The following is a 21,088-nucleotide window of genomic DNA, read 5'->3' as shown; positions in this document are numbered from 1 at the left end:
TCACATTGTGGCAGACAGGCGGGACACCACGAGCCGCGCAACCCCCTCCAGGTTCGAAATTATGTTCGAGTTATCCTCGTCCACCTGCGCACACACGTAGGCCCGGTACAGCAGGGCGCGTAGGGCGAGCTGCTCGGCGTCGGGGATGTGGCTGAAGCGCTCGAAGATGCCCTCGTCGGTGGCGCCGATGAGCAGCGCGTCCACGATCGCCTGCACCGCCGTGTAGCCGTGCGGGTGCACCACCCCCACCAGGTCGGTGAGCACCGGCCCCCCGCCCTCCGGGTAGACCGTGGTGCCCAGCATGTCCGCGTGCCCGATGCACTCCGGGGCGCTCGTCTCCTCGCGGGCCGCGCGTAGCGTCTGGATCACCTCGCGCAGCCGGTGGTTCTTCAGGCCCATGTCCACCGCGCCCACGTCCGGCGACCAGGCGCAGCGATCCGCCACGGAAAAGACGTCGTCCCCGCTGGTGTCCGGCTTTTCCTGCACGCCCGCCAGCGCCTCCTCCAGGCGCAGCGCGGCCACCACCGTCTCGTCCACCCGGTCCACCAGCTCGCCCTCGACGAAGGCGGAGGCCCGCCAGCCCCCGGCCACGAAGCGACCGTCGGTGGAGCGCACGGGGCGGGCCACCGTGACCCCGGGCACCTCCAGGCGGTCGCGCACCCGCGCGGACCAGGCCACGTGCGGCCCCACCGCCCGCGAGAGCGCCACCTCGCCCACGCGCCAGCCGTGATCCCAGGCGCTGCCCAGGGGAACCGCCGCGCCGTCCTCGGCGTGAAAGCCCGCGGCCACCTGCGCGGGCGGGTGCCCGGCCCGGGAGTCCAGCGGGGAGATGCGTGCTGCCTTGACGACGTTGTTCACGGTGCCACCTTCGGGTAGGGCCACGGGTTGTACTTGCACGTGGCGTTATCGTCCGAGTAGACCTCGCCGGGGTCGAAGCCCGCGAGTTGGGAATTGTTCAGGCTGAGCGTCTGCTGCATCATCACGGGGGCCAGCTCGCCGTTGCCGCCGCAGGGCTCGTGCGCGGAGAAGCCCAGGCCGTGGCCCACCTCGTGGTTGATGAGGTACTGGCGGTAGCTGCCCAGGTCGCCCTGGAAGGGCGTGGCCCCGCGCACCCAGCGGGACTCGTTGACCACCACGCGGTTGCCCTCGGAGTAGAAGCAGCTCGTCTCCATCGCCAGGTCGGTGCCGCACAGCTCGTGGGTGGTGCCCACGGAGGTGAGCTGGATGCGCATGGTGGGGTTGTCGGAGGGGCCCACGTGCTCGAAGCGGTACGCGGGGTCGTGGGTCCAGCCCTTGGGGTTGGACAGGGTGGCGTCGATCATGGAGGCCAGGGCGTCGTCCCCGCCCAGGCTCGCGGTGTCCACGCCGCCCTCGACCTCGATGACGTAGCGCACCACCTTGTCCTTGCCCTCCCCGGCCTTCATGCCGGGGGTGCCGATCACCCGGTAGGTGCCGTTGCCGCGCTCCGTGTAGGCGCCGCCGGCGGGCAGCCGATCCGCCGCGACCTTCAGCGCCTCCTCGTCCGAGGGCACCGGGCCGCGCTTGCCGCCGGGCGCGGCGGGCGCGCTGGCGGAGCTGGCAGCCCCCGGGGACTGCTCGCTCTCCGAGGGGGCGGTGGCCACGTCCCACAGCACCCACACGGTGATCACCGCGAGCACGGGAATGGCGTAGGCCCGCCAGCCGTAGTCGCGCGCAAAGCGCACCAGGGCGCTGTCCGAGGAGGCCATTTAGGCCCCGGCAAAGCCCACGGCGCGGGGCGCGGCGGCGCCCATATCCACGTAGGCGATGGTCGCGGCGCGCACCAGGTAGGTCCGCCCCTTGGCGTCCTTCAGCTCCAACACGCCCTGGCCGGACTCGAGGACCCGCGCGATCCGCGCCTTCAGGTCCTCGCCCCCCTCGGTCGCGTGCACCACCAGCTCGCGTGGGGAGTCCTGAAAACCGATCTTGACGTCCATAGCTTCTGCCTTCATCTCTACGAGTGCGTGCATTCCTCGACCAGGTTCCGCGCCGGGAGGCCCGGCGGCCATGAAACCATCATAGTCAGGTGTCGATAGTATCTAAGGTGTGTCTGCAGGAAGCAACAACCCAACCTTTGCCGAACTCGGCGTGGCCATGGAGATCACCGAGGCGCTCAGGGAAAGAGGAATAGAGCGCACCTTTGCCATCCAGGAGCTCACCGCCCCCCGCGCCCTCGACGGCCGCGACATCATCGGCCAGGCCCGCACCGGCATGGGAAAGACCTACGGATACGGGGTCCCCCTGCTGGATCGGGTGTTCGACGCCGCCGACGTGCCGGAGCTGGACGGCACCCCCCGCGCCCTGGTGGTGGCCCCCACCAGGGAGCTGGCCGATCAGGTGGGCGAGGACCTGCGCCGCGCCGCCGCCTACCTGCCGGTGAACGTGGTCACCATCGTCGGCGGGCGCGGCTACGAGGAGCAGATCGACGCCCTGCGCGCGGGCGCGGACGTGGTGGTGGGCACCCCGGGCCGCCTGCTCGACCTGCACTCCTCCGGCCCCCTCGACCTGAGCTCGGTGGCCATCCTGGTGCTCGACGAGGCGGACGAGATGCTCAACCTCGGCTTCCTCCCGGACGTGGAAAAGATCATGGCCGCGCTCACCCATGCGCACCAGACCATGCTCTTCTCCGCCACCATGCCCGGCCCCATCCTTGCCCTGGCGCGGGGCTTCATGAACCACCCGCTGCACATCCGCGCGGAGCTGGGCGAGGACAAGCCCACGCACGACCGCATCCGCCAGGTGGTGTTCCAGGCGCACCAGATGGACAAGCCCGCCGTGGTGGCGCGCATCCTCCAGGCCCCCGGGCGCGGGCGCACCATCGTCTTCGCGCGCACCAAGCGCGCGGCGGCGCGCCTGGCCGAGGACCTCGCCCAGGCCGGGTTCCGGGTGGGGGCCGTCCACGGCGACCTCCCCCAGCACCTGCGCGAGCGCTCCCTCCAGGCGTTCCGCGACCGCCAGTGCGACATCCTCGTGGCCACGGACGTGGCGGCGCGCGGCATCGACGTGGACGACGTCACCCACGTCATCAACTACCAGGTGCCGGACGATCCCATGACCTACATCCACCGGATCGGGCGCACCGGGCGCGCCGGGCACAGCGGCACGGCGGTGACCCTGGTGGGCTACGACGAGCTGGGCAAGTGGCGGATCATCGACGAGGAGCACGCCCTGGGGCTGCCGCAGCCGGAGCGCTGGTTTTCCACCTCCCCCGAGCTGGCGGAGGCCTTCGACATCGGCCCCGAGGCCGGGGACTCCGTGGGGCCGCCGCGCCGCGTGTTCGGCAACGCGGCGGCTGCGGGCCCTGCGGGCGGTGCGGGCGCGGCAGGCTCCGGGCGCGCCCGCACCGGGGCCCCTCAGCGCGGGGGCTCCCGACGCGGAGGGAAGCGCCGCCGGTGAGTACCAAGCCCCTGCGCCGCACGCGGCGCGACCTCGTGGCCACGGCGGCGCTGAGTCTGCTGGGCGTGGCCGCCGTGGGGACGGTGGCGCTCACCGCCCCGATCCGCGACGCCCACCCGCAGCCGAACACCGAGGAGTACGCCGCGCCCTCCTCCCTGGAGGCCGCGCCCACGGCCCTTGCCCCGGCGTGGTCGGAGCGGATCGCCCCGCTGCCGGGGGTAACCAGGCCGGTGACCGCCGCCGGGCTGGTGTTTACCCACGACGCCCACACGCTGCGCGCCCGAGATGCCTCCGGGGAGCAGCGGTGGAGCTACGGGCGGGACGACGCCGAGATCTGCTCGCTCGGGGCGGCATGGGGCTCGGTGGTGGTGACCTACCGCACCAAGGCGGGCTGCGGGGACGTGGTGGCCCTCAACGCCCGGACCGGCGAGTACAAGCACACCCGGTCCAGCGACGCCGAGGACGTGGTGGCGGCCGTGGCCTCCAACGACCGGATCGGCACGCTCAGCCCGCGGCGCGTGGAGCTGTGGCGCTCGGACCTGGTGCGCACCGTGGAGTACGGGGACGTGGAGGCCAAGCAGGAGCCGGAGCTGCAGCCGCACGAGGAGTGCGCGCTGACCTCGGCGCTCACGCGCAAGAAGGTGCTGGCCGTCACCGAGACCTGCCCGGGGTCCGAGGGGGCGTGGCTGCGGCTCCAGGAGGCCACCCCGGAGTCCTCGCGGGAACCGAGCATCACCGGGGAGGTGGAGCTGCCCCACCCGGGCGCCCGGCTGGTGGCCGTGGGCGAGACCGCCGCGGCGGTCTACGTGCCCGGCGCCACGCCCCGCCTCGTGTCCTACAGCACGGAGGGCACTCAGCTGGCCTCCCGGGAGGTAGCGGCCTCCCCGCTGGCCGAGGGCGACTCCCCGGCGGGGGTCTTTAGCCCGCGCACCGCGGACCTGCCCACCTACATCACCTGGTTCGACGGCGAGCGCCTGTACCTGCTGCGCCCCAGCGACCTCTCCGTGGTCCGCGTGATCGAGGACGCCATCGGCACGGGGGCCGCCGGGGCGGACCGGCTGTTCTACCCCACCGCCTCGGGCATCGCGGTGGCCTCCCCAGACGGCGAGCGCGTGGAGCGCACGCTGGAGGTGGAGCGCCCCGGGGAGCCGGACGCCGTGGGCCTGGCGGTGGTGGGCGGCACCCTCGTGGAGCGCCGCGACGGGGAGATCGTGGGCTACGCGGGAACCTAGCCCTCGTACACGCGGCTGGCCCAGGCCACGGCCCTCGGGCTAAACATCAGGGCGAGCACCGCCACGGCGGAGGCCCCGGTGGCCAGGCCCATGAGCCAGGCGCCCGCGCCCATCATGGAAAAGGAGATGGGCAGCAGGATGAGGTTCAGCATGATGATGGGCCCCCGCCCCAGCCGCCCGCGCGCGCGCAGCACCGCCACGGCGCCGGCGAGCACCGCGCCAAAGACGATCAGGAAGAACACCGCCGTGCCCAGGCCGACCCAGGCGGCGTTGGGGCTCTCGCTCACGATGGCGGCGTCGCGCTCGCCCATGAGCTGCCGCGCGATGAGGAGAACGGCGTAGCCGATCCCCAGGAGGGACTGCACGGCGGCGATCAGGGCGGCCCAGCGGACGGGGGCGGGGGGTGTCATGCTCACGGGACCGATTCTATCGCGCCGCCGCCGCGCGGCCCCTCCCCCGCCCGGCGCGCCGCGGCGTCGAGCCCCACCGGCACCGAACCTTAGGAAGGATCTCCCCGGGCCGGGTCGGGTCGCGGCGGGCGGGTCCCGGGGTGACGGGGGTGAGTGATTTGACTTATATTTTTCCCTCTTTCCACCGCACCTCTCCGCAAATACCCAGTTCAGGCGATAAAATAAGGGTAGGCTCACTGAATTGCAGCCCCCGCGGCTCCGCGCACCGGCCCGAAAAGGTCCCCGTTTTATGTGAGTTATATTACTTTTTGGGCTATACCCCTAGCGGCGGTTGTTGATGCGTGCCATTATCTTCAGGTACCCAAAAGCGACCGGCTCGTAAACCGGACGTTAATCGGAAGGCACCGCAAGGTTAACGCGGCGCAAACAGGGCACCCAGCCAGCCTCTGCACGCGCCACCGCGCCCCTCCCATCCCCCTTCGGAGCGCCCCTGCCTTCAGTACCTCAGTACCGCACGCCCCCTGCGAACCACGATGACACAAGGAGACATGATTATGGACTGGCGCCACGAAGCCGTTTGCCGCGACGAGGACCCCGAGCTGTTCTTCCCGGTGGGCAACTCCGGCCCCGCCCTCGCCCAGATCGCCAAGGCCAAGATCGTCTGCAACCGCTGCCCCGTGACCTCCCAGTGCCTGCGCTGGGCCCTGGAGACCGGTCAGGACGCCGGCGTGTGGGGCGGCCTCTCCGAGGACGAGCGCCGCGCCCTGAAGCGCCGCAACAACCGCGGCCGCCGCGCGCGCATGACCGTCTAGCCACCGCCGCATAAGCCCGGAAAACCCACGGCCAATTTCTTCCCCCACCCCGGCACCGCTAAAGTCGGTGGGGTTGACCTCCGTACACCGATACGACCCAAGGAGTAATCATGAGCAAGCGTGGTCGCAAGCGCAAGGACCGTCGTAAGAAGTCCGCCAACCACGGCAAGCGCCCGAACTCCTAAAGCAGTTCGGCCCCGCAGCGCCGAAAGGTGCCCGGGATCGCCTCCCTCAAACAAAAAGGAGGCGATCCCGGGCACCTTTTCTCTCTATCGGCCTCGCCTAGCGGCGCACGATGCGGATCTGCGCGCTGATGCGCTGGCGCAGCGTCACCGGGGCGGGGGCGGCCCCGCAGCACCCCCGCATGAGCGCGCGGATCGCCTCCTCGCGCTCCAGGCGGGAGAAGCACTCCGGGCAGCGCTCGATCTGGCGGCGCAGCTCCTCGCACTCCTGGGCGGAACGCGGGGTGTCGAACAGCCCCCTGAGGGCCTCCTGCACGTCATCGCGCTGGCAGCCACATGGTTCTTTCTCCGACGTCATTTCTTCACCTTCTGAGCATTCTCGCCGTTCTCAGGGTGGTCGAGGCCGATCCCCTGTTCCTGTGCCACTTCCTTTAACAAGCCCCGGAGCTGTTTTCTTCCGCGGTGCAGGCGGCTCATCACGGTCCCCAGCGGGGTGTCCATGATCTCCGCGATCTCCTTGTACGCCAGGCCCTCCACGTCGGAGTAGTACACCACCATGCGGTAGTCCTCCCGGAGCTGGTCCAGGGCGTCGATGATCTGCTGATTGGGTATCCGCTTCAGGGCCTCCACCTCGGCGGAGACCAGGCCCGTGGAGTCGTGCGAGGAGGTGGTGTAGAGCTGGTAGTCCGTCATCTCCTCGGCGGAGGTCTGCACGGGCTGGCGCTGCTTCTTGCGGTAGGAATTGATGTACGTGTTGGTCATGATCCGGTACAGCCACGCCTTGAGGTTGGTGCCGGCCTGAAACCGATCGAAGGCCTGAAAGGCCTTCATGTAGGTCTCCTGCACCAGGTCCTCCGCGTCGGCGGGGTTCCGGGTCATCTTGAGCGCTCCGCCGTAGAGCTGATCCAGCAGGGGCAGCGCCTCTCGCTCAAAGCGCCGGTGAAGCTCCTGAAGCTCGGGGTCCGCCATAGTGTCCGCCATGGTCGATGTGCGGCCTTTCGGTCGTGGGGGCAACGGGCAATGCATACCATTGTATGCCCTGGCTCCATCTCTATGATGGGGGTGTGCGCGATCAACACCCCGCCCCCTGGCCAGCCCCCACCGCCGCCGGTCCTTTGTCCTGGACCCAGCGCGTGCCCGGCTCCAAGTCCATGACCAACCGGGCGCTCGTGCTCGCGGCGCTGGGGGATTCCCCCTCGGTGCTGCGCGGCGCGCTGCGCTCCCGGGACTCCGAGCTCATGTGCGACGCCCTGCGCGCGCTCGGCGCCGACGTCCGCGTGGACGAGGCCCGCCCCGACACCATCGAGGTCGCCCCCGGCCCGCTGCGCGCCGCCCGGGTGGACTGCGGGCTCGCCGGGACCGTCATGCGCTTCCTGCCGCCGCTGGCCGCCCTGGCCGAGGGCCCCGTGGACTTCGACGGCGACGCCCAGGCCCGCACCCGGCCCATGTGCCCGCTGCTGGGTGCCCTGCGGGACCTCGGGGTGGAGGTCGCCGGGGACGCGCTGCCCTTCCGCGTGATGGGCCGCGCGGCGGGCGACCTCGGCGGCGCCGTCACCGTGGACGCCTCCGGCTCTTCGCAGTTCGTCTCCGGCCTGCTGCTGGCCGCCCCGCGCTTCGGGCGCGGGATCACCGTGCGCCATCGCGGGGCCGCGCTGCCCAGCCTGCCGCACATCGAGATGACCGTGGACATGCTGCGCCGGGCCGGGGCCACGGTGCACGCGGGCCACGAGGAATGGCGCGTCGAACCCGGCGCCCTCGCGGGCGGCGAGTGGCAGATCGAGCCGGATCTCTCCAACGCCACCCCCTTCCTCGCCGCCGCCCTGGTCAGCGGCGGCACCGTGACCATACCCGGCTGGCCCGCCGCCACCACCCAGGCCGGGGATCACTTCCGGCGCATCGCCACCGCGATGGGCGGCACCGTGGTGCGCACCCCCGACGCCGTGGCGATCACAGGCCCCGCCGACGGCCGCCTCCACGGCGTGGAGCTGGACATGTCCGAGATCGGGGAGCTGACCCCCACCGTGGCGGCGCTGGCCACCCTGGCCACCACGGAGAGTCACCTCTACGGCATCGCCCACCTGCGCGGGCACGAGACCGATCGCCTGGCGGCCCTGCGCGCGGAGATCACCGCCCTCGGCGGGCGCTGCGCCGAGACCCCGGACGGCCTGCGCATCTCCCCCTCCGCCACGCTGCGCGGCGGCACCTGGCGCTCCTACGCGGATCACCGCATGGCCACCGCCGGGGCCATCATCGGCCTGCGGGTGCCCGGGGTGCTCATCGACGACGTGGCCACCACCGCCAAGACGCTGCCCGGCTTCGCCCGCATGTGGGAGGCGATGGTGCGTGGCTAGGCGGCGCTACGACGAATCCGACGTGCGGGTGCGGCCCGGCAAGGGCTCCCGCCCGCGCACCAAGAACCGGCCCGAGCACCGCGACGCCCTGTTTGGCATGGTGGTGACCAAGGATCGAGGCCGCTGGGGGGTGGTGCTCGACGGCGCGCGCGGGCCCGTGGTGTGCATGCGGGCGCGCGAGCTGGGCCGCACCCCCATCGAGGTGGGCGACCGCGTGGGCGTGGTGGGCGATACCAGCGGAGCCCCCGGCACCCTGGCCCGCATCGTCCGGCTCGCGGAGCGCTCCTCCGTGCTGCGCCGCACCGCGGACGACACCGACCCCTACGAGCGGATCGTGGTGGCCAACGCCGAGCTGCTGCTCATCGTCTGCGCCGTGGCCGACCCCCCGCCGCGCGCGGGCTTCGTGGAGCGCAGCCTCATCGCCGCCTTCGTCGGGGGGCTGCGCCCTGTGCTGTGCCTGACCAAGACGGACCTGGCGGACCACCGGGCCTTCGCCGCCGAGTTCGCAGACCTCAACGTCCCCGTGCTCACCTGCGGGGTCAACGATCCCCTCGATCATCTGCTGTCCACCATCTCCGGCCACACCAGCGCCGTGATCGGGCACTCCGGGGTGGGCAAATCCACCCTGGTCAACCGGCTGGTGCCCCAGGCGGAGCGCGCCACCGGCGAGGTCTCCGAGGTGGGCAAGGGCCGCCACACCTCCACCCAGTCCGTGGCCCTGCGGCTGCCCGGGGACTCCGGCTGGATCATCGACACCCCCGGCATCCGCTCCTTCGGCCTCGCCCACGTGGGGGCCGACGCCGTGGTGGGCGCCTTCGAGGACCTCGCCCAGGTGGCCCAGGACTGCCCCCGGGGCTGCGCGCACATGGGCCCCCCCGCGGACCCGGAATGCGCGCTGGACTCGCTGAGCGGCGCCAGCGCCCGGCGCGCGGCGGCGGTACGCGCGCTGCTCGGCGCGCTGCGCACCAACGTGGACTGGGACTAGAGCAGCTCCACCAGCACCGGCAGCTCGCTGGGGTCATACCAGGCCAGGAAGTTATCCAGGGCGTCGCCCACCGTCAGCTCGGCGTCCTCGTCCCCCATGTCCGCGGCGTCGATGGCCTCGATGGCCCGGGCGGTGGCCTCCTCGGACTCCGGCACGTCCACGTGGATGGCCGCTACGTCCGCCAGGTGCACCTGCGCGGGCTCCAGGCGCACCACCGACTCCCCGTTCTCCGGGGTAAGGGAAACGTGGCCCTCCGGGACGTCCGCGGAGATCACCACGCGGCGGTGCGGGAACCTCTCCTGGTCCCCCACCGCCAACAGCCGGAGGGAGGCCTCGGCGGCGTCCTGAAAGGCCGCGTGCGCGATCTCCTCCTCGTCGCCCTCGGTGTAGAACTCCCGCAGCGCCGGGGTCACGGCGAAGGCCCAGCCCGAGCGCGCGGTCACCACGCGCGCCTCGTTGAGCCCGCACAGGGTGCTGAAGGTGGCGGGGATGTACACGCGCATGGGCTAGAACTCCCCCTCGATGTCGAAGAGTCCCACGATCTCCACCACCGCGCGGTCGAAGGACTGGTACAGCACGCCCACCAGCCCGGCCTCCACCGCGGCGCGCACGTTCACGATGGAATCGTCGATGAGCACGCAGTCGCGCATGGGCAGCTCCAGGGTGTCGGCGGCGATGCTCATCGCGCGCTCGTCGGGCTTTTCCGCGCCGATCTCCCCGGACAGCAGCACCGCGTCCACGATGCCCCGGTACTCCCACTCGCGGATCGGCTCCGCGCCGGGGCCGCCCGGGTCGTTGGACAGGATGGCCGTGGCCACGCCGTTCTTCTTGGCCGCCGCAAAGAGGTTACGCCAGCGGCGCTGGTCCTCCTCGCTCCCGTCCAGCACGCCCACGTAATCAACGATGAGTCCTCGCACGCCAATCCCTTCTCCTCGCGGTTCTTTTCGTGTCACAATGATACTCAGCCCCGCCCGCGCCCGCCCCGCCACCTCACGCAGAGAGGCGGCACCGCCATGCTCATCCCCATACCCGGCTACGGCCACCTGAAGATCTACCTCCCCGACGCCGCCCGTCCCTCCCCCGAGCCCGCGCGGCCGGGTGCTGCTCCCCCGACGCCGCGGCTGCGCGCCCAGGTGCTCGTGCTCCTGGAGGTGCTGTGCGCCCGACGCCCCCTACGTCAGCTCTCCGCCGCCTCCTTCGAGGCCCCGGTGCTGGCCTACGCCCGCGCGCACCGCCGCGCCCGGCGCTCGGTGCGGCTGCGCTCCCTGCACCTGCGGGGCCGGCAGGGCGCGGAGATCTACGGAAGCTGCGAGATCGGCGGCGCCCGCTACGGCTTCACCGGCTGCGTGCGCGGCGGCAGGATCGCGGAGTTCCGGGTGCTGTGGTGACGCGGCGGTGACACGACGAGGGCGGGAGGCCATCGCCTCCCGCCCTCGGTTGCGCACCGGGTATAAAAACTACTCCGCGTCGGCCGCGCCCTCGGGGGCCTCGGCCCCCTCGGCGTTCTCCTGCGCGCCCACGAACTGCTTGCGCAGCATGAAGAGCTGGCGCACCGTCTCCTCCTTGATGGCGTCGTTCATGGCCTGGAACATCTCGCCGCCCTCCTTCTGGTACTCCACCAGGGGGTCGCGCTGGGCCATCGCGCGCAGGCCGATGCCCTCCTTGAGGTAGTCCATCTCGTAGAGGTGCTCGCGCCACTTCTGGTCGATCACCGGCAGGATCACCATGCGCTCCACGTCGCGCATCTGGCTCTCCCCGCTGATCTCCGCGACCTTGCGCTCCATCTCCTCGTACTGGGCGTGCGCGTCCTTGGTCAGGGCCTCCTGGAGCTGCGCCGCCGTGAGCTCCCCGGCGGAGCCGTACTCGGTGCCCTGCACCAGCTCCTCCGCGCTCACGGTGGGGCCGTAGAGGGAGTCCAGGGCGTGCCACAGGGCGCCAAGATCCCAGTCCTCCACGTACCCCTGGGCGGTGGCGCCGTCCACGTAGGCGCCGATCGTCTCGTCGATCATGCCCTGGATGTGCTCGCTGATGTCCGAGGACTCCAGGATGTCGTGGCGCTCGCGGTAGATGACCTTGCGCTGCTCGTTGAGCACCTCGTCGTACTTGAGCACGTTCTTGCGCATCTCGAAGTTCTGGTTCTCCACCTGAGCCTGGGCGCCCTTGATGGAGTTGCTCACCATCTTGGCCTCGATGGGGACGTCGTCCGGCACGTTGAGGCGGTTCATCATGTTCTCCATGGTCTGCCCCACGAAGCGCACCATCAGCTCGTCGCGCATGGAGAGGTAAAAGCGCGTCTCACCGGGGTCGCCCTGACGCCCGGAGCGGCCGCGAAGCTGGTTGTCGATGCGGCGGGACTCGTGGCGCTCCGTGCCCAGCACGTAGAGCCCGCCCGCCTCGCGCACGGCGTCGCCCAGCTCCTGGGAGCGGTCCTTGACCTTGGGCAGCTCCCGCTCCCAGGCCTCCTGGTAGGCCTCGGCATCCTCCACCGGGTCCAGGCCGCGCTCGCGGAGCTGGATGTCCAGCAGGATATCCGGGTTGCCGCCGAGCACGATGTCCGTGCCGCGCCCGGCCATGTTGGTGGCCACCGTGACCGCGCCCGGCAGGCCGGCCTGGGCCACGATCTCCGCCTCCTGCTCGTGGTGCTTGGCGTTGAGCACGTTGTGCTTGATCCCCTTGGCCTGCAGCAGCTGGGAGAGATACTCGGAGCGCTCCACCGAGGTGGTGCCCACCAGCACCGGCTGTCCGGCCTGCTGGCGCTGGGCGATGTCCTCGGCCACCGCCGCGAACTTGGCCTCCTGCGTCTTGTAGATGCGGTCCGAGTGATCCACGCGGGCGTTCTCCCGGTTGGTGGGGATGGGCACCACGTTGAGCTTGTAGATCTGGTTCAGCTCGGCGGCCTCCGTCTCGGCGGTACCCGTCATGCCCGCCAGCTTGGAGTACAGGCGGAAGTAGTTCTGCAGGGTCACGGTGGCCAGGGTCTGGTTCTCGTTCTTGATCTCCACCCCCTCCTTGGCCTCGATCGCCTGGTGCATGCCCTCGTTGTAGCGGCGCCCGCTGAGCACGCGGCCGGTGAAGGAGTCCACGATGAGGATCTCCCCGCCGCGCACGATGTAATCCTTATCCCGCTCGAACAGCTCCTTGGCCTTGATGGCGTTGTTCAGGTAGCTCACCAACTGCGAGTGCTCCGGGGCGTAGAGGTTCTCGATGCCCAACTGATCCTCCACGAACTCCACGCCGTCCTCCAGCACGCCCACCGTGCGCTTGCGGTGATCCACCTCGTAGTGGATGCCCTCGCGCATGCGCGGGGTGAGCTGGGCAAAGACGTTGAAGTACTGGGAGGTCCCGTTGACGGGCCCGGAGATAATCAGCGGGGTGCGGGCCTCGTCGATGAGGATGGAGTCCACCTCGTCCACGATGGCGTAGTTGTGGCCCCGCTGCACCAGCTCGTCCAGGGAGCGCACCATGTTATCGCGCAGGTAGTCAAAGCCGAACTCGTTGTTGGTGCCGTAGGTGATGTCCGCCGCGTAGGCCTGGCGGCGCTCCTCCGGGCGCATGTCCGAGAGGATCACGCCCACCTCCAGGCCGAGGAAGCGGTGCACGCGGCCCATCCACTCGGCGTCGCGCTTGGCCAGGTAGTCGTTCACCGTGACCACGTGCACGCCCTTGCCGGACAGCGCGTTGAGGTAGGCGGGCAGCACGCAGGTAAGCGTCTTGCCCTCGCCGGTGCGCATCTCCGCCACGTTGCCAAAGTGCAGGGCGGTGCCGCCCATGATCTGCACGCGGAAGTGCTTCTGGCCCAGCACGCGCCACGAGGCCTCGCGCGCGGTGGCGAAGGCATCGAGCAGAATATCGTCCAGGCTCGCGCCCTCCTCCAGGCGCCCCTGGAACTCGGCGGTCTTTGCCTTCAACTCGTCATCGCTCAGCGCGGCGTACGCGTCCTCCAGGGCAATAACGTCGTCAGCGATCTTTGCCAGACGCTTCACGGTGCGGCCTTCACCGGCGCGGAGCAACTTCGACAGTCCTAGCACTTCCCACAGTCCTTACTCTGATGAGGGCGGTTTTATAGAAATATCCTCAAACAGTGTACGCGGGGGCGCCCCGCTACGGGTAACACCGCCGTCGGCTAGGGCACCGACGGCGGCGTGAGCAGGCCAGACGCGCGATCCCTAGCCCCGCTCGGCGGCCTCCGTGAGCGAGATCAGGCCATAGTCGAAGGCGTGGCGGCGGTACACCACGGAGGGCCGCCCCGTCTCCTCGTTGACGAAGAGGTAGAAGTCGTGCCCCACCAGCTCCATCTCGGAGAGGGCGTCATCCACGGACATCGGCGTGGCCGGGTGCTCCTTGGTGCGCACCACCTGGCCGGGCACCACGTCCTCCACGGAGTCCGCGTAGGGGTCCACGTCGAAGCGCCCCTGCTCCTGCTTGGCCTTGTCCGCCTCGGCCACGAGGTCGGCGGCCACCTCTCCCACGCCCTTGGGCGCGCGGTGGCCGGAGCGAGAGATGGAGCGGCGCGCCTTGACCTTGCGCAGGGAGCGCTGCATGCGGGCGATCGCCGTCTCCAGGGCGGCGTAGAAGCTATCCTCCTTGGCCTCCGCCCGCGCGATGTGGCCCTTGCCCGACGCCGTGATCTGGATGCGATCGCTCTGCGCCTCCCGGCGCGGGTTGGGCTCGTGCTGCAACTCCACGTGGAACGAGGTGAGGGTGGGGTCCAGCTTCTCGATCTTGGCGAGCTTGGCGTTCACCCGCTCGGCAAAGTGCTCGGGGACCTCCACGTTGCGCCCGGTGATGGAGACCTGGGCCTCCGGGCTGAGGGACTCGTTGCCGTTGACGGCGGTAGACATCTTCTTACCTCCCTAGAAGTAGGCGGTGGACCTCGTGTGTCCGTCCCCCATAGTACCCGCGCCCGGGCGTCCGCGTTTACCCTTTGTTCACCCCGTGGTGGGCCCCGCGCGGTACCCCCGCCCGCCGCTTAGGCGTGCGACCACACCACCGCCCCGGCCACCCGGACACCCTCCACGAGCAGCCGGGCGACGGCCGCATGCAGGGTGGCCCCGGTGGTCACCACGTCGTCCACCAGCACCACCACCGGCGGAACTGCGCCGAGGATCTCCACCCGGCCCAGGGCGTTGCCCCGGCGCCGATCCCTGCCCAGCCCGGCGGAGTCGCGCACCCCGCGCCTAAAGCGCAGCGAGGCCGCCGCCACCGGCACCCCTCCCGCCCGGCAGCAGGCGGTCACGTGATCCCCGCCACGCAGCCGGGCCGAGCGCGGCCGCGTGGGCGCAGGCAGCGCCACCGCCTCCTCCGGCAGCTCTCCCCGGGCGCGCAGGGCCTCGATCCCCGCCGCCAGCGCCGCGCCCACGTGCCCGTACACGGCGCGGTTGCCGCGCTCCTTGAGCGCCACGATGGTGCGGCGGCGGGCCCCGCCGTAGGGGCCGAGCGACCACACGGGGATCAGGGGATCCAGCGGGGGCGTGACCCGCTGCGGCGGGGCGGACCAGGCGCAGCGGCACCGCGCGCAGAGCGTCTCTCCCGGCGCCCCGCACCCCGCGCAGCGGCGCGGCAGCAGCAGCTCCACGGCTACCGCACCACGACCGGGGTGGCGCGGGTGCCCTGCAACCCGGGCACCTCCCGCCAGTAGGCCTCCTCGCCCGAGGGGGCGTCCGGCAGCATGCGGATGGCCAGCGAGTCCGTGAGGTAGAGCTTGTCGCCCGCGTCCGCCACGGCGGTCACCGGGGCGGAGACCGTGGCCGAGGAGATCGGGGTGGTCTCCGAGCCGTCCTGTTCCACCCGAAACAGCGGGCTGCCCGCCTCGCTGGTGCCCACCAGCAGGGAGCCGTCGAGGCTCCAGTCCACCGCCGTGACCCGCCCGGCGAGCTGCGGGGAGACCTCCATCGGGTTGACGATGGCGCGGCCCCCGGCGTCCGACTTGTCCAGGATGCCCACGTACAGGTGGGAATCGATGATCATGGCGGCGCGCGCGCCGGACGGGGAGAGCCGCAGCTCCGTCATGGGGGCGCGGTCGTGCTCCGGGGTGCCCTCCCCCGCCCCGCGCAGGCTGGCCAGGGCGGAGGTGTTCACGGTGTTGTGCACCCATTCCCCGGTGCTCGACGAGCGCACCACGCGCACCACCTCGGAGCCGTTGACCACCGCCCAGGCCGCCGTGGTGCCCTGCTCGAAGGAGGGGCGGGTGATGCTGTTCGCGGTCAGGGCCTCCTCCACCGCGCCGTTGAGCTTGCCGAGCAGCAGCCGCGTGCGGTCCCCGGCGTCCCGGGTGAGCGCGATGTTGCCGTCCGCGGCGATGTCCGCCTGCTCCATCGCCCCGGCGGAGCCCAGCTCGCCGGGCACCGGCTCCGCGGTGGCGGCGGAGACGGTCACGAGCGCGCCGTCCTCCGAGACGGCGTACAGCGGGGCCACGGAGGTGGAGACGCCCTCGGGGTTGTAGTCCGCGACGTCGTCCGTGGTGATCTCCTCCATGCCGTCGTCCACGGGCGCGCCGTCCACCTCGATGATGTAGGGCCCGGAGATGTTCGCCCCGGCCAGCGTCCACACCACCTGGGCGGCAAAGGCGATGCGCTGCTCGCGGTCCAGGCCGCTCATCCCGGCAAAGCGCAGCACCCCGTTGTTGCTCACGGAGAGCGAGGCGTTCTGGGGGATATCGGACCGCACGGCGGGGCCGATCGTCTCGCTCGGGCCGTGCAGAAGCATCCCCAACAGCGTATCGCGGGTGTCCTCCTGCCCCCGGTACACCCAGCGACGGTCCCCCACCAGGTTCTTGCTGCCCGTCTTGCTGGGGAAGTACAGGGTGCGCGGCTCGTAGTGGTTGCGCAGATCCGTGCGCTCGATGATGACCACCCCGGGCAGGGTGGTCATGCGCCACTGGTTGTCCTCGTTGCGCTCGAAGACCACGGAGGTCTCCATCCGCTCGTTGAGCGGGGTAAACGAGCCCTCCGAGTCCATCTCCCCGATCACGTTGGCCCTAATGCGCAGGGTGTGCTTGGAGCTGGTAGAGCCGGGCTCGGTGCTGGTCTCCATCCCCTCGATCACCCGGATGTTCTGCTGCTTGGGCCAGGAGGAGGCCAGGTCGGAGGAGAGGAAGGCCCGGGCGGACTGGTAGTTCTGCGAGGGGTTGGCCGAGGCCTGGAAGAAGTCGCGCAGCAGCACCCCGGGGTCCGCGCCCTCCTCCGGCACGATGGTCTGCTCCGGCTCCTGCGGCGCGGAGCTAAACGGGCGCAGCGCGCGGGGCTCGGAGTTCTTGGGCAGGGTGCTGCACGCCCCGAGCATGCTCAGGGAGGCCACGACGGCCACGACCGCGAGCCTGCCCGAGCGGCCGCCCCGGTGATACTTCCGTGCGCTCATGATGCGGGTGCCTCCAATTCCAGCGGACAGTGCTCGATCGTGCCGTTGGGGACGCGGGGCAGGACCACGCGGAACTGCGAACCGACGCCCTCCGTGCCCGCGGCGTCGAGGATGCCGCCGTGCAGGCTGATGTCCTCCTGCGCGATGGCCAGGCCCAGGCCCGTGCCGCCGGAGTGGCGCTTGCGGGAGGGGTCCGCGCGCCAGAAGCGGTTGAACACCAGTTCCTCCTGGCCCTCGCGCAGCCCCACCCCGTGATCGGTCACCGTCACGGCCACGGCGTCCTCGCTGCCCGCCCAGGTGACATCCACCGGGTTGCCCTCGGAGTGGTCGATGGCGTTGGCCAAAAGGTTGCGCAGCACGCGCTCCACGCGGCGGGAGTCCACCTCGGCGTACAGCGGCTCCTCCGGGCCGTGGAACCGCACCTCCACGCCGATCTCCTCGGCCAGGTGCTCCACCTGCTGCCAGGCCTCGTTCACGCACATGCGGATGTCCAGGCGGGACTCGCTGAGGTCCGCCACGCCGGCGTCGTGCCGCGAGATCTCCAGCAGGTCCGTGAGCAGGTCCTCGAAGCGATCCAGCTCCGTGGTCATCAGCTCCGTGGCGCGCCGCGTGCCGGCGTCGAACTCGTCGGCGTGCATGGCGATCATGTCCGCCGCCATGCGCACCGTAGTCAGCGGGGTGCGCAGCTCGTGGGAGACGTCCGAGGTGAACTGGCGCTGCAGGTCCCCGTACTCCTTGAGCTGCTGGATCTGCTTGGAGAGGGACTCCGCCATCGAGTTGAAGCTCATCGCCAGGCGGGCCATCTCGTCCTCGCCCTCCACGGACATGCGCTCCCGCAGGTGCCCGGCGGCCAGGCGCTCCGCGATGCGCGAGGCCGAGCGCACCGGGGTGATCACCTGCTGCGCCAGCAGCCAGGCGATGCCGATGAGCAGCACCACCACGATGCCCGCGGCGGTGGAGATCAGCCCGCGCATGAGCGCCATCGTCTCCTCGTCGTCCTCCATGGACAGCACCAGGTACACCTGCAGGCCGGGGATGTCGGAGCTGGTGGGGCTGCCGATGATCAGGGCGTTATACCGGCTGCCGTCGCTGCGCCCCACCTCGTGAAACTGCGTGGACACCTGGCCCTCGCTGACGAACTTGCGCAGGCCGGGCGGGATGTCAAAGCCCTGGGGCGAGGTCACCTCCGCGCCGTCCTGGTGCGCCACCGTGAGCACCGGCTCGTAGGGGGAGGCCCCCACCTCCGCCCCGGCGCGGTTGGTCAGCGCCGCGCGGGCGGAGTTCAGGCGCACCTGCACCGAGTTGTTGGGAGAGGTCGCGGCGATCTGCTGCTCCACGGCCGAGCGCACCCGCTCGATCTCCGAGTCCGCCGTGCTGAGCTTGCTGTCCACCAGGCGCTGCGTGACGATCGAGATCATCGCCAGGCCCAGGATCAGCATGACCACCGAGGTGGCCGCGAGCATGGACCCGATCACGCGCACCTGGAGCGAGGTGCGCCAGGATTCCGCGGCGGATTCCCGCCAGGCCGCCAGTCTCTGCCTCAACAACCCGCGCTACTCCCCCGAGCCCGTCTTATACCCCACCCCGCGCACGGTCAGGATGATGGTGGGGTTCTCCGGGTCCCGCTCGATCTTGGAGCGCAGCCGCTGCACGTGCACGTTGACCACCCGGCTATCGGCGGACTGCCGGTAGCCCCACACGCGCTCGAGCAGCTCGTCCCGGCTAAACGCCTGGCCGGGCTTGCGCGCCATCTCCACGAGCAGGTCGAACTCGATGGGGGTCAGCGCCACCTCCTCGCCGTCGCGGCGCACGGAGTGGCGCGGCACGTCGATCACCACGGAACCCACCTCGAGCACCTCGCTGGGCTCGTTGTCCATGCGGCGCAGGCGAGCCCGGATGCGGGCCACCAGCTCCTTGGGCTTGAAGGGCTTGGTGATGTAGTCATCGGCCCCGGACTCCAGGCCCAGGACCACGTCCACTGTGTCCGTCTTGGCGGTGAGCATGACGATGGGCACGGTGGACTCCTGCCGGATGGCCCGGCAGATGTCCACGCCGTTCATCCCGGGCAACATGAGGTCCAGCAGGATCAGATCGGGGGCCTCCCGCTGGGCGGTGGGCACGGCCTCCATGCCGTCCATCACCGCCACGGTGGCAAAGCCCTCACCCTCCAGCACCAGGGTGAGCATCTCGGCGATCGCGGGATCGTCGTCCACGACCAGGATCTTGGGCACCATCTGTTATCTTTCCTCCGCGAGTCCGCGCACTGCTTCTACTACCTCCGACGGATCTGAGGCTACCAGCCACGGGCCGCCCCACCCCCGGCGCGCCAGCTCCCGGTAGGCCTCGTAGGTGCACTCCTGGAGGCCGCCGTCGCGCTCGTAGCGGTCGCGGGCGCGGGCGGCGTCCTCGTCCTCCCGGGCGCGGGCCCGGCGCGCGGCCACGCGCGGCGGGGTGTCCAGCAGCACCTGCAGGTCCGGCACGGGCAGCCCGAAGCGGCCAAACTCCAGGTCGTGGACCCACCGCAGCGCCTCCTCGGCGGGAGAGGCCCCTGCGGCGGCGGCACCGGGCGCACCGGCGCCGCCGGGCGTGAGTCCGCCCAGCCGGGCGGCGGAGTAGGCGGCGTTGGAGGCCACGTAGCGGTCCAGGATCACCACCCCGCTCCCCGCGCAGGCCGTCAGCTCCTCCCTCGCCGCGCGGCGGTCCAGCGCGAACAGCGTGGCCATGCCGTACACGGAGTCCGCCAGGTCGCCCATCCGACCGTGCAGGGCGGCGCTGGCGAGCTGGGCGTGCACCGAGTCCTCGTAGCGGGGAAAGGCCAGCACGCGCGCGCCCAGCTCCCGGCGCACCGCGCTCACCAGCGTGTTCTTCCCCGCGCCATCAATGCCTTCGACGGAGATAATCATCAGTAGCGGTAGTGCTCCGGCTTGAAGGGGCCCGCCACGTCCACCCCGATGTAGTCCGCCTGCTCCCGGGTCAGCTCCGTGAGCGCGCCGCCCAGGGCCTCCACGTGGATGCGGGCCACCTTCTCGTCCAGGATCTTGGGCAGGCGGTACACCTCGTTGCCGTAGTGCTCCGCCCTGGTGAACAGCTCGATCTGCGCGATGGTCTGATCCGCGAAGGAGTTGGACATCACGAAGCTGGGGTGGCCGGTGGCGTTGCCCAGGTTGAGCAGGCGGCCCTCCGAGAGCACGATGATGGAGCGCCCGCTGGGCAGGGTGAACTCGTCCACCTGCGGCTTGATGTTCTGCCGGGTCACGTCGTCTCGGTGCAGCAGGGAGGCCATGTCGATCTCGTTGTCAAAGTGCCCGATGTTGCCCAGCACGGCGTGGTCCTTCATCGCCATCATGTGCTCGAAGGTGATGATCCCCAGGTTGCCGGTGGCGGTGATCACGATGTCCGCCTCCGCGATGGCCTCCTCAACCGTGACCACCGGGAAGCCCTCCATGAGCGCCTGCAGCGCGTTGATGGGGTCCACCTCAGTGACCTTGACGCGGGCGCCCTGGCCCTTCATCGCCTCCGCGCAGCCCTTGCCCACGTCGCCGTAGCCGCAGATGAGCACGTTCTTGCCGCCCATGAGCATGTCCGTGGCCCGGTTGATGCCGTCGATCAGGCTGTGCCGGGTTCCGTACTTGTTGTCGAACTTGGACTTGGTCACCGCGTCGTTGACGTTCATCGCCGGGAAGGGCAGGACGCCGCGCTCGGCGTAGTGGTAGAGGCGGTGCACCCCGGTGGTGGTCTCCTCCGTCACCCCGCGCACGGTCTCGGCGGCGCGGCCCCAACGGCGGGCGTCCTGGGCCAGCACCCGGCGCAGCATGGCGCGGAAGGCCCTCTCCTCGTCGGAGTCCCCGGGGGCGTCCTCGGGCACCGCCCCGGCGCGCTCGTACTCGCAGCCCGTGATGACGGCCATCGTGGCGTCGCCGCCGTCGTCCAGGATCATGTTCGGGGCCCGGCCCTCGCCCCAGTCGAAGATCCGGTCCAGGCACCACCAGTACTCCTCCAGGGTCTCGCCCTTCCAGGCAAAGACGGGGCTGCCCTGGGGGTCCTCCGGGGTCCCCCGACCCACCACCACGGCGGCCGCGGCGGCGTCGTCGGTGGAGAAGATGTTGCAGGAGGACCACCGCACCTGCGCGCCCAGCGCGGTCAGCGTCTCGATGAGCACCGCGGTCTGCACCGTCATGTGGATGGAGCCCGCGATGCGCGCCCCCCGCAGCGGCTGCCGCTCGGCGTATTCGCGGCGCAGGGCCATCAGGCCCGGCATCTCGTGCTCCGCCAGGCGGATCTGGTGCCGCCCCGCGACGGCCAGGCTGAGATCGGCCACCTTGTACTCGGAAACACTGCTCATGGAG

23 protein-coding genes are annotated in these 21,088 nt (G+C 70.9%); 7 read left to right on the top strand and 16 right to left on the bottom strand.

Annotated features, from left to right (window positions below; genetic code table 11):
* Genes B140_RS0106330 through B140_RS0106320 form a run of 3 tightly spaced genes read right to left on the bottom strand, consistent with a single transcriptional unit; the run spans nt 1 to nt 1,970 of the window.
* Nucleotides 1-858 (bottom strand): TIGR02569 family protein, encoded by an 858-nt coding sequence (locus tag B140_RS0106330; protein ID WP_018118516.1) that lies wholly within the window; start codon nt 856-858, stop codon nt 1-3.
* Nucleotides 855-1,727 (bottom strand): DUF3152 domain-containing protein, encoded by an 873-nt coding sequence (locus tag B140_RS0106325; RefSeq protein WP_018118515.1) that lies wholly within the window; start codon nt 1,725-1,727, stop codon nt 855-857. The genes B140_RS0106330 and B140_RS0106325 overlap by 4 nt, the downstream gene beginning before the upstream one ends.
* Nucleotides 1,728-1,970, bottom strand: coding sequence for a DUF3107 domain-containing protein (locus tag B140_RS0106320; RefSeq protein WP_244874400.1), 243 nt, complete (start codon nt 1,968-1,970; stop codon nt 1,728-1,730).
* Between the two features lie 94 nt (nt 1,971-2,064).
* On the opposite strand from B140_RS0106320, the gene B140_RS12130 reads away from it, so the two are divergent.
* Nucleotides 2,065-3,414, top strand: coding sequence for a DEAD/DEAH box helicase (locus B140_RS12130; protein WP_040426132.1), 1,350 nt, complete (start codon nt 2,065-2,067; stop codon nt 3,412-3,414).
* Nucleotides 3,411-4,646: an Rv3212 family protein gene (locus B140_RS0106310; protein WP_018118512.1), complete on the top strand. Its 1,236-nt coding sequence runs from the start codon at nt 3,411-3,413 to the stop codon at nt 4,644-4,646. Before B140_RS12130 ends, B140_RS0106310 begins: the two co-directional genes overlap by 4 nt.
* On the opposite strand, the gene B140_RS0106305 is transcribed toward B140_RS0106310, so the two are convergent.
* On the bottom strand, nt 4,643-5,056 hold the full coding sequence (locus B140_RS0106305; protein WP_040426180.1) for a hypothetical protein: 414 nt from the start codon (nt 5,054-5,056) through the stop codon (nt 4,643-4,645). The genes B140_RS0106310 and B140_RS0106305 overlap by 4 nt on opposite strands.
* A 554-nt stretch (nt 5,057-5,610) precedes the next feature.
* On the opposite strand from B140_RS0106305, the gene B140_RS0106300 reads away from it, so the two are divergent.
* Both B140_RS0106300 and B140_RS14625 read left to right on the top strand, forming a co-directional pair.
* Complete coding sequence (locus B140_RS0106300; protein ID WP_018118510.1) at nt 5,611-5,868, top strand: WhiB family transcriptional regulator; 258 nt, start codon at nt 5,611-5,613, stop codon at nt 5,866-5,868.
* Nucleotides 5,869-5,978: 110 nt separating this feature from the next.
* The gene (locus B140_RS14625; RefSeq protein ID WP_370513925.1) at nt 5,979-6,053 is read left to right on the top strand and encodes a 50S ribosomal protein bL37; all 75 of its coding nucleotides are present in this window, start codon (nt 5,979-5,981) and stop codon (nt 6,051-6,053) included.
* A 97-nt stretch (nt 6,054-6,150) separates the two neighbouring features.
* On the opposite strand, the gene B140_RS0106295 is transcribed toward B140_RS14625, so the two are convergent.
* Both B140_RS0106295 and B140_RS0106290 read right to left on the bottom strand, forming a co-directional pair.
* Nucleotides 6,151-6,408 carry a hypothetical protein gene (locus B140_RS0106295; protein WP_026166069.1) on the bottom strand — a complete coding sequence of 86 codons (258 nt, stop codon included), beginning with the start codon at nt 6,406-6,408 and terminating at the stop codon, nt 6,151-6,153.
* Nucleotides 6,405-7,019: a sigma-70 family RNA polymerase sigma factor gene (locus B140_RS0106290; protein WP_018118508.1), complete on the bottom strand. Its 615-nt coding sequence runs from the start codon at nt 7,017-7,019 to the stop codon at nt 6,405-6,407. Before B140_RS0106290 ends, B140_RS0106295 begins: the two co-directional genes overlap by 4 nt.
* Before the next feature lie 65 nt (nt 7,020-7,084).
* Here B140_RS0106290 and aroA point away from each other — a divergent pair, with 65 nt between their 5' ends.
* Both aroA and rsgA read left to right on the top strand, forming a co-directional pair.
* Nucleotides 7,085-8,401, top strand: a complete 1,317-nt coding sequence (gene aroA / locus B140_RS0106285) for a 3-phosphoshikimate 1-carboxyvinyltransferase (RefSeq protein WP_051069260.1) — start codon at nt 7,085-7,087, stop codon at nt 8,399-8,401.
* Nucleotides 8,394-9,386 carry a ribosome small subunit-dependent GTPase A gene (gene rsgA, locus B140_RS0106280; protein ID WP_018118506.1) on the top strand — a complete coding sequence of 331 codons (993 nt, stop codon included), beginning with the start codon at nt 8,394-8,396 and terminating at the stop codon, nt 9,384-9,386. Before aroA ends, rsgA begins: the two co-directional genes overlap by 8 nt.
* Here rsgA and B140_RS0106275 read toward each other — a convergent pair.
* Together B140_RS0106275 and B140_RS0106270 are read right to left on the bottom strand one after the other, a co-directional pair.
* Nucleotides 9,383-9,889 carry a DUF6912 family protein gene (locus B140_RS0106275; protein WP_018118505.1) on the bottom strand — a complete coding sequence of 169 codons (507 nt, stop codon included), beginning with the start codon at nt 9,887-9,889 and terminating at the stop codon, nt 9,383-9,385. The genes rsgA and B140_RS0106275 overlap by 4 nt on opposite strands.
* Before the next feature lie 3 nt (nt 9,890-9,892).
* Nucleotides 9,893-10,303 carry an HAD-IA family hydrolase gene (locus B140_RS0106270; protein WP_018118504.1) on the bottom strand — a complete coding sequence of 137 codons (411 nt, stop codon included), beginning with the start codon at nt 10,301-10,303 and terminating at the stop codon, nt 9,893-9,895.
* A gap of 96 nt (nt 10,304-10,399) precedes the next feature.
* Between B140_RS0106270 and B140_RS0106265 the strand changes: the two genes are divergently transcribed.
* Nucleotides 10,400-10,774, top strand: coding sequence for a hypothetical protein (locus tag B140_RS0106265; RefSeq protein WP_018118503.1), 375 nt, complete (start codon nt 10,400-10,402; stop codon nt 10,772-10,774).
* Between the two features lie 69 nt (nt 10,775-10,843).
* Here B140_RS0106265 and secA read toward each other — a convergent pair whose 3' ends face one another.
* The 8 genes from secA to ahcY all read right to left on the bottom strand — a co-directional run bounded on the left by secA (nt 10,844) and on the right by ahcY (nt 21,084).
* Nucleotides 10,844-13,414 (bottom strand): preprotein translocase subunit SecA, encoded by a 2,571-nt coding sequence (gene secA, locus B140_RS0106260; protein ID WP_026166067.1) that lies wholly within the window; start codon nt 13,412-13,414, stop codon nt 10,844-10,846.
* 138 nt (nt 13,415-13,552) lie between these two features.
* Nucleotides 13,553-14,227: a ribosome hibernation-promoting factor, HPF/YfiA family gene (gene hpf / locus B140_RS0106255; protein WP_018118501.1), complete on the bottom strand. Its 675-nt coding sequence runs from the start codon at nt 14,225-14,227 to the stop codon at nt 13,553-13,555.
* A 128-nt stretch (nt 14,228-14,355) separates the two neighbouring features.
* Nucleotides 14,356-14,961, bottom strand: a complete 606-nt coding sequence (locus B140_RS0106250; protein ID WP_018118500.1) for a ComF family protein — start codon at nt 14,959-14,961, stop codon at nt 14,356-14,358.
* A 2-nt stretch (nt 14,962-14,963) separates the two neighbouring features.
* Nucleotides 14,964-16,742, bottom strand: coding sequence for an LpqB family beta-propeller domain-containing protein (locus B140_RS0106245; RefSeq protein ID WP_018118499.1), 1,779 nt, complete (start codon nt 16,740-16,742; stop codon nt 14,964-14,966).
* Nucleotides 16,739-18,286, bottom strand: coding sequence for an MtrAB system histidine kinase MtrB (gene mtrB, locus B140_RS0106240; RefSeq protein ID WP_018118498.1), 1,548 nt, complete (start codon nt 18,284-18,286; stop codon nt 16,739-16,741). Before mtrB ends, B140_RS0106245 begins: the two co-directional genes overlap by 4 nt.
* Before the next feature lie 9 nt (nt 18,287-18,295).
* A complete protein-coding gene (mtrA, locus tag B140_RS0106235) occupies nt 18,296-18,976 on the bottom strand; it encodes an MtrAB system response regulator MtrA (protein WP_018118497.1) in 681 nt (226 codons plus the stop codon).
* A 3-nt stretch (nt 18,977-18,979) separates the two neighbouring features.
* Nucleotides 18,980-19,645: a dTMP kinase gene (locus tag B140_RS0106230; protein ID WP_018118496.1), complete on the bottom strand. Its 666-nt coding sequence runs from the start codon at nt 19,643-19,645 to the stop codon at nt 18,980-18,982.
* Entirely contained in the window at nt 19,645-21,084 is a 1,440-nt protein-coding gene (ahcY, locus tag B140_RS0106225; RefSeq protein WP_018118495.1) for an adenosylhomocysteinase, read from the bottom strand. The genes B140_RS0106230 and ahcY overlap by 1 nt, the downstream gene beginning before the upstream one ends.
* Nucleotides 21,085-21,088 lie beyond the last annotated feature (4 nt).

This window comes from Corynebacterium mastitidis DSM 44356, from assembly GCF_000375365.1.
In the GTDB taxonomy this organism is placed as follows: Bacteria; Actinomycetota; Actinomycetes; order Mycobacteriales; family Mycobacteriaceae; genus Corynebacterium; species Corynebacterium mastitidis.
The sequence above is the reverse complement of the archived record's forward strand: the minus strand, read 5'-3'. Positions and strand labels throughout refer to the sequence as shown.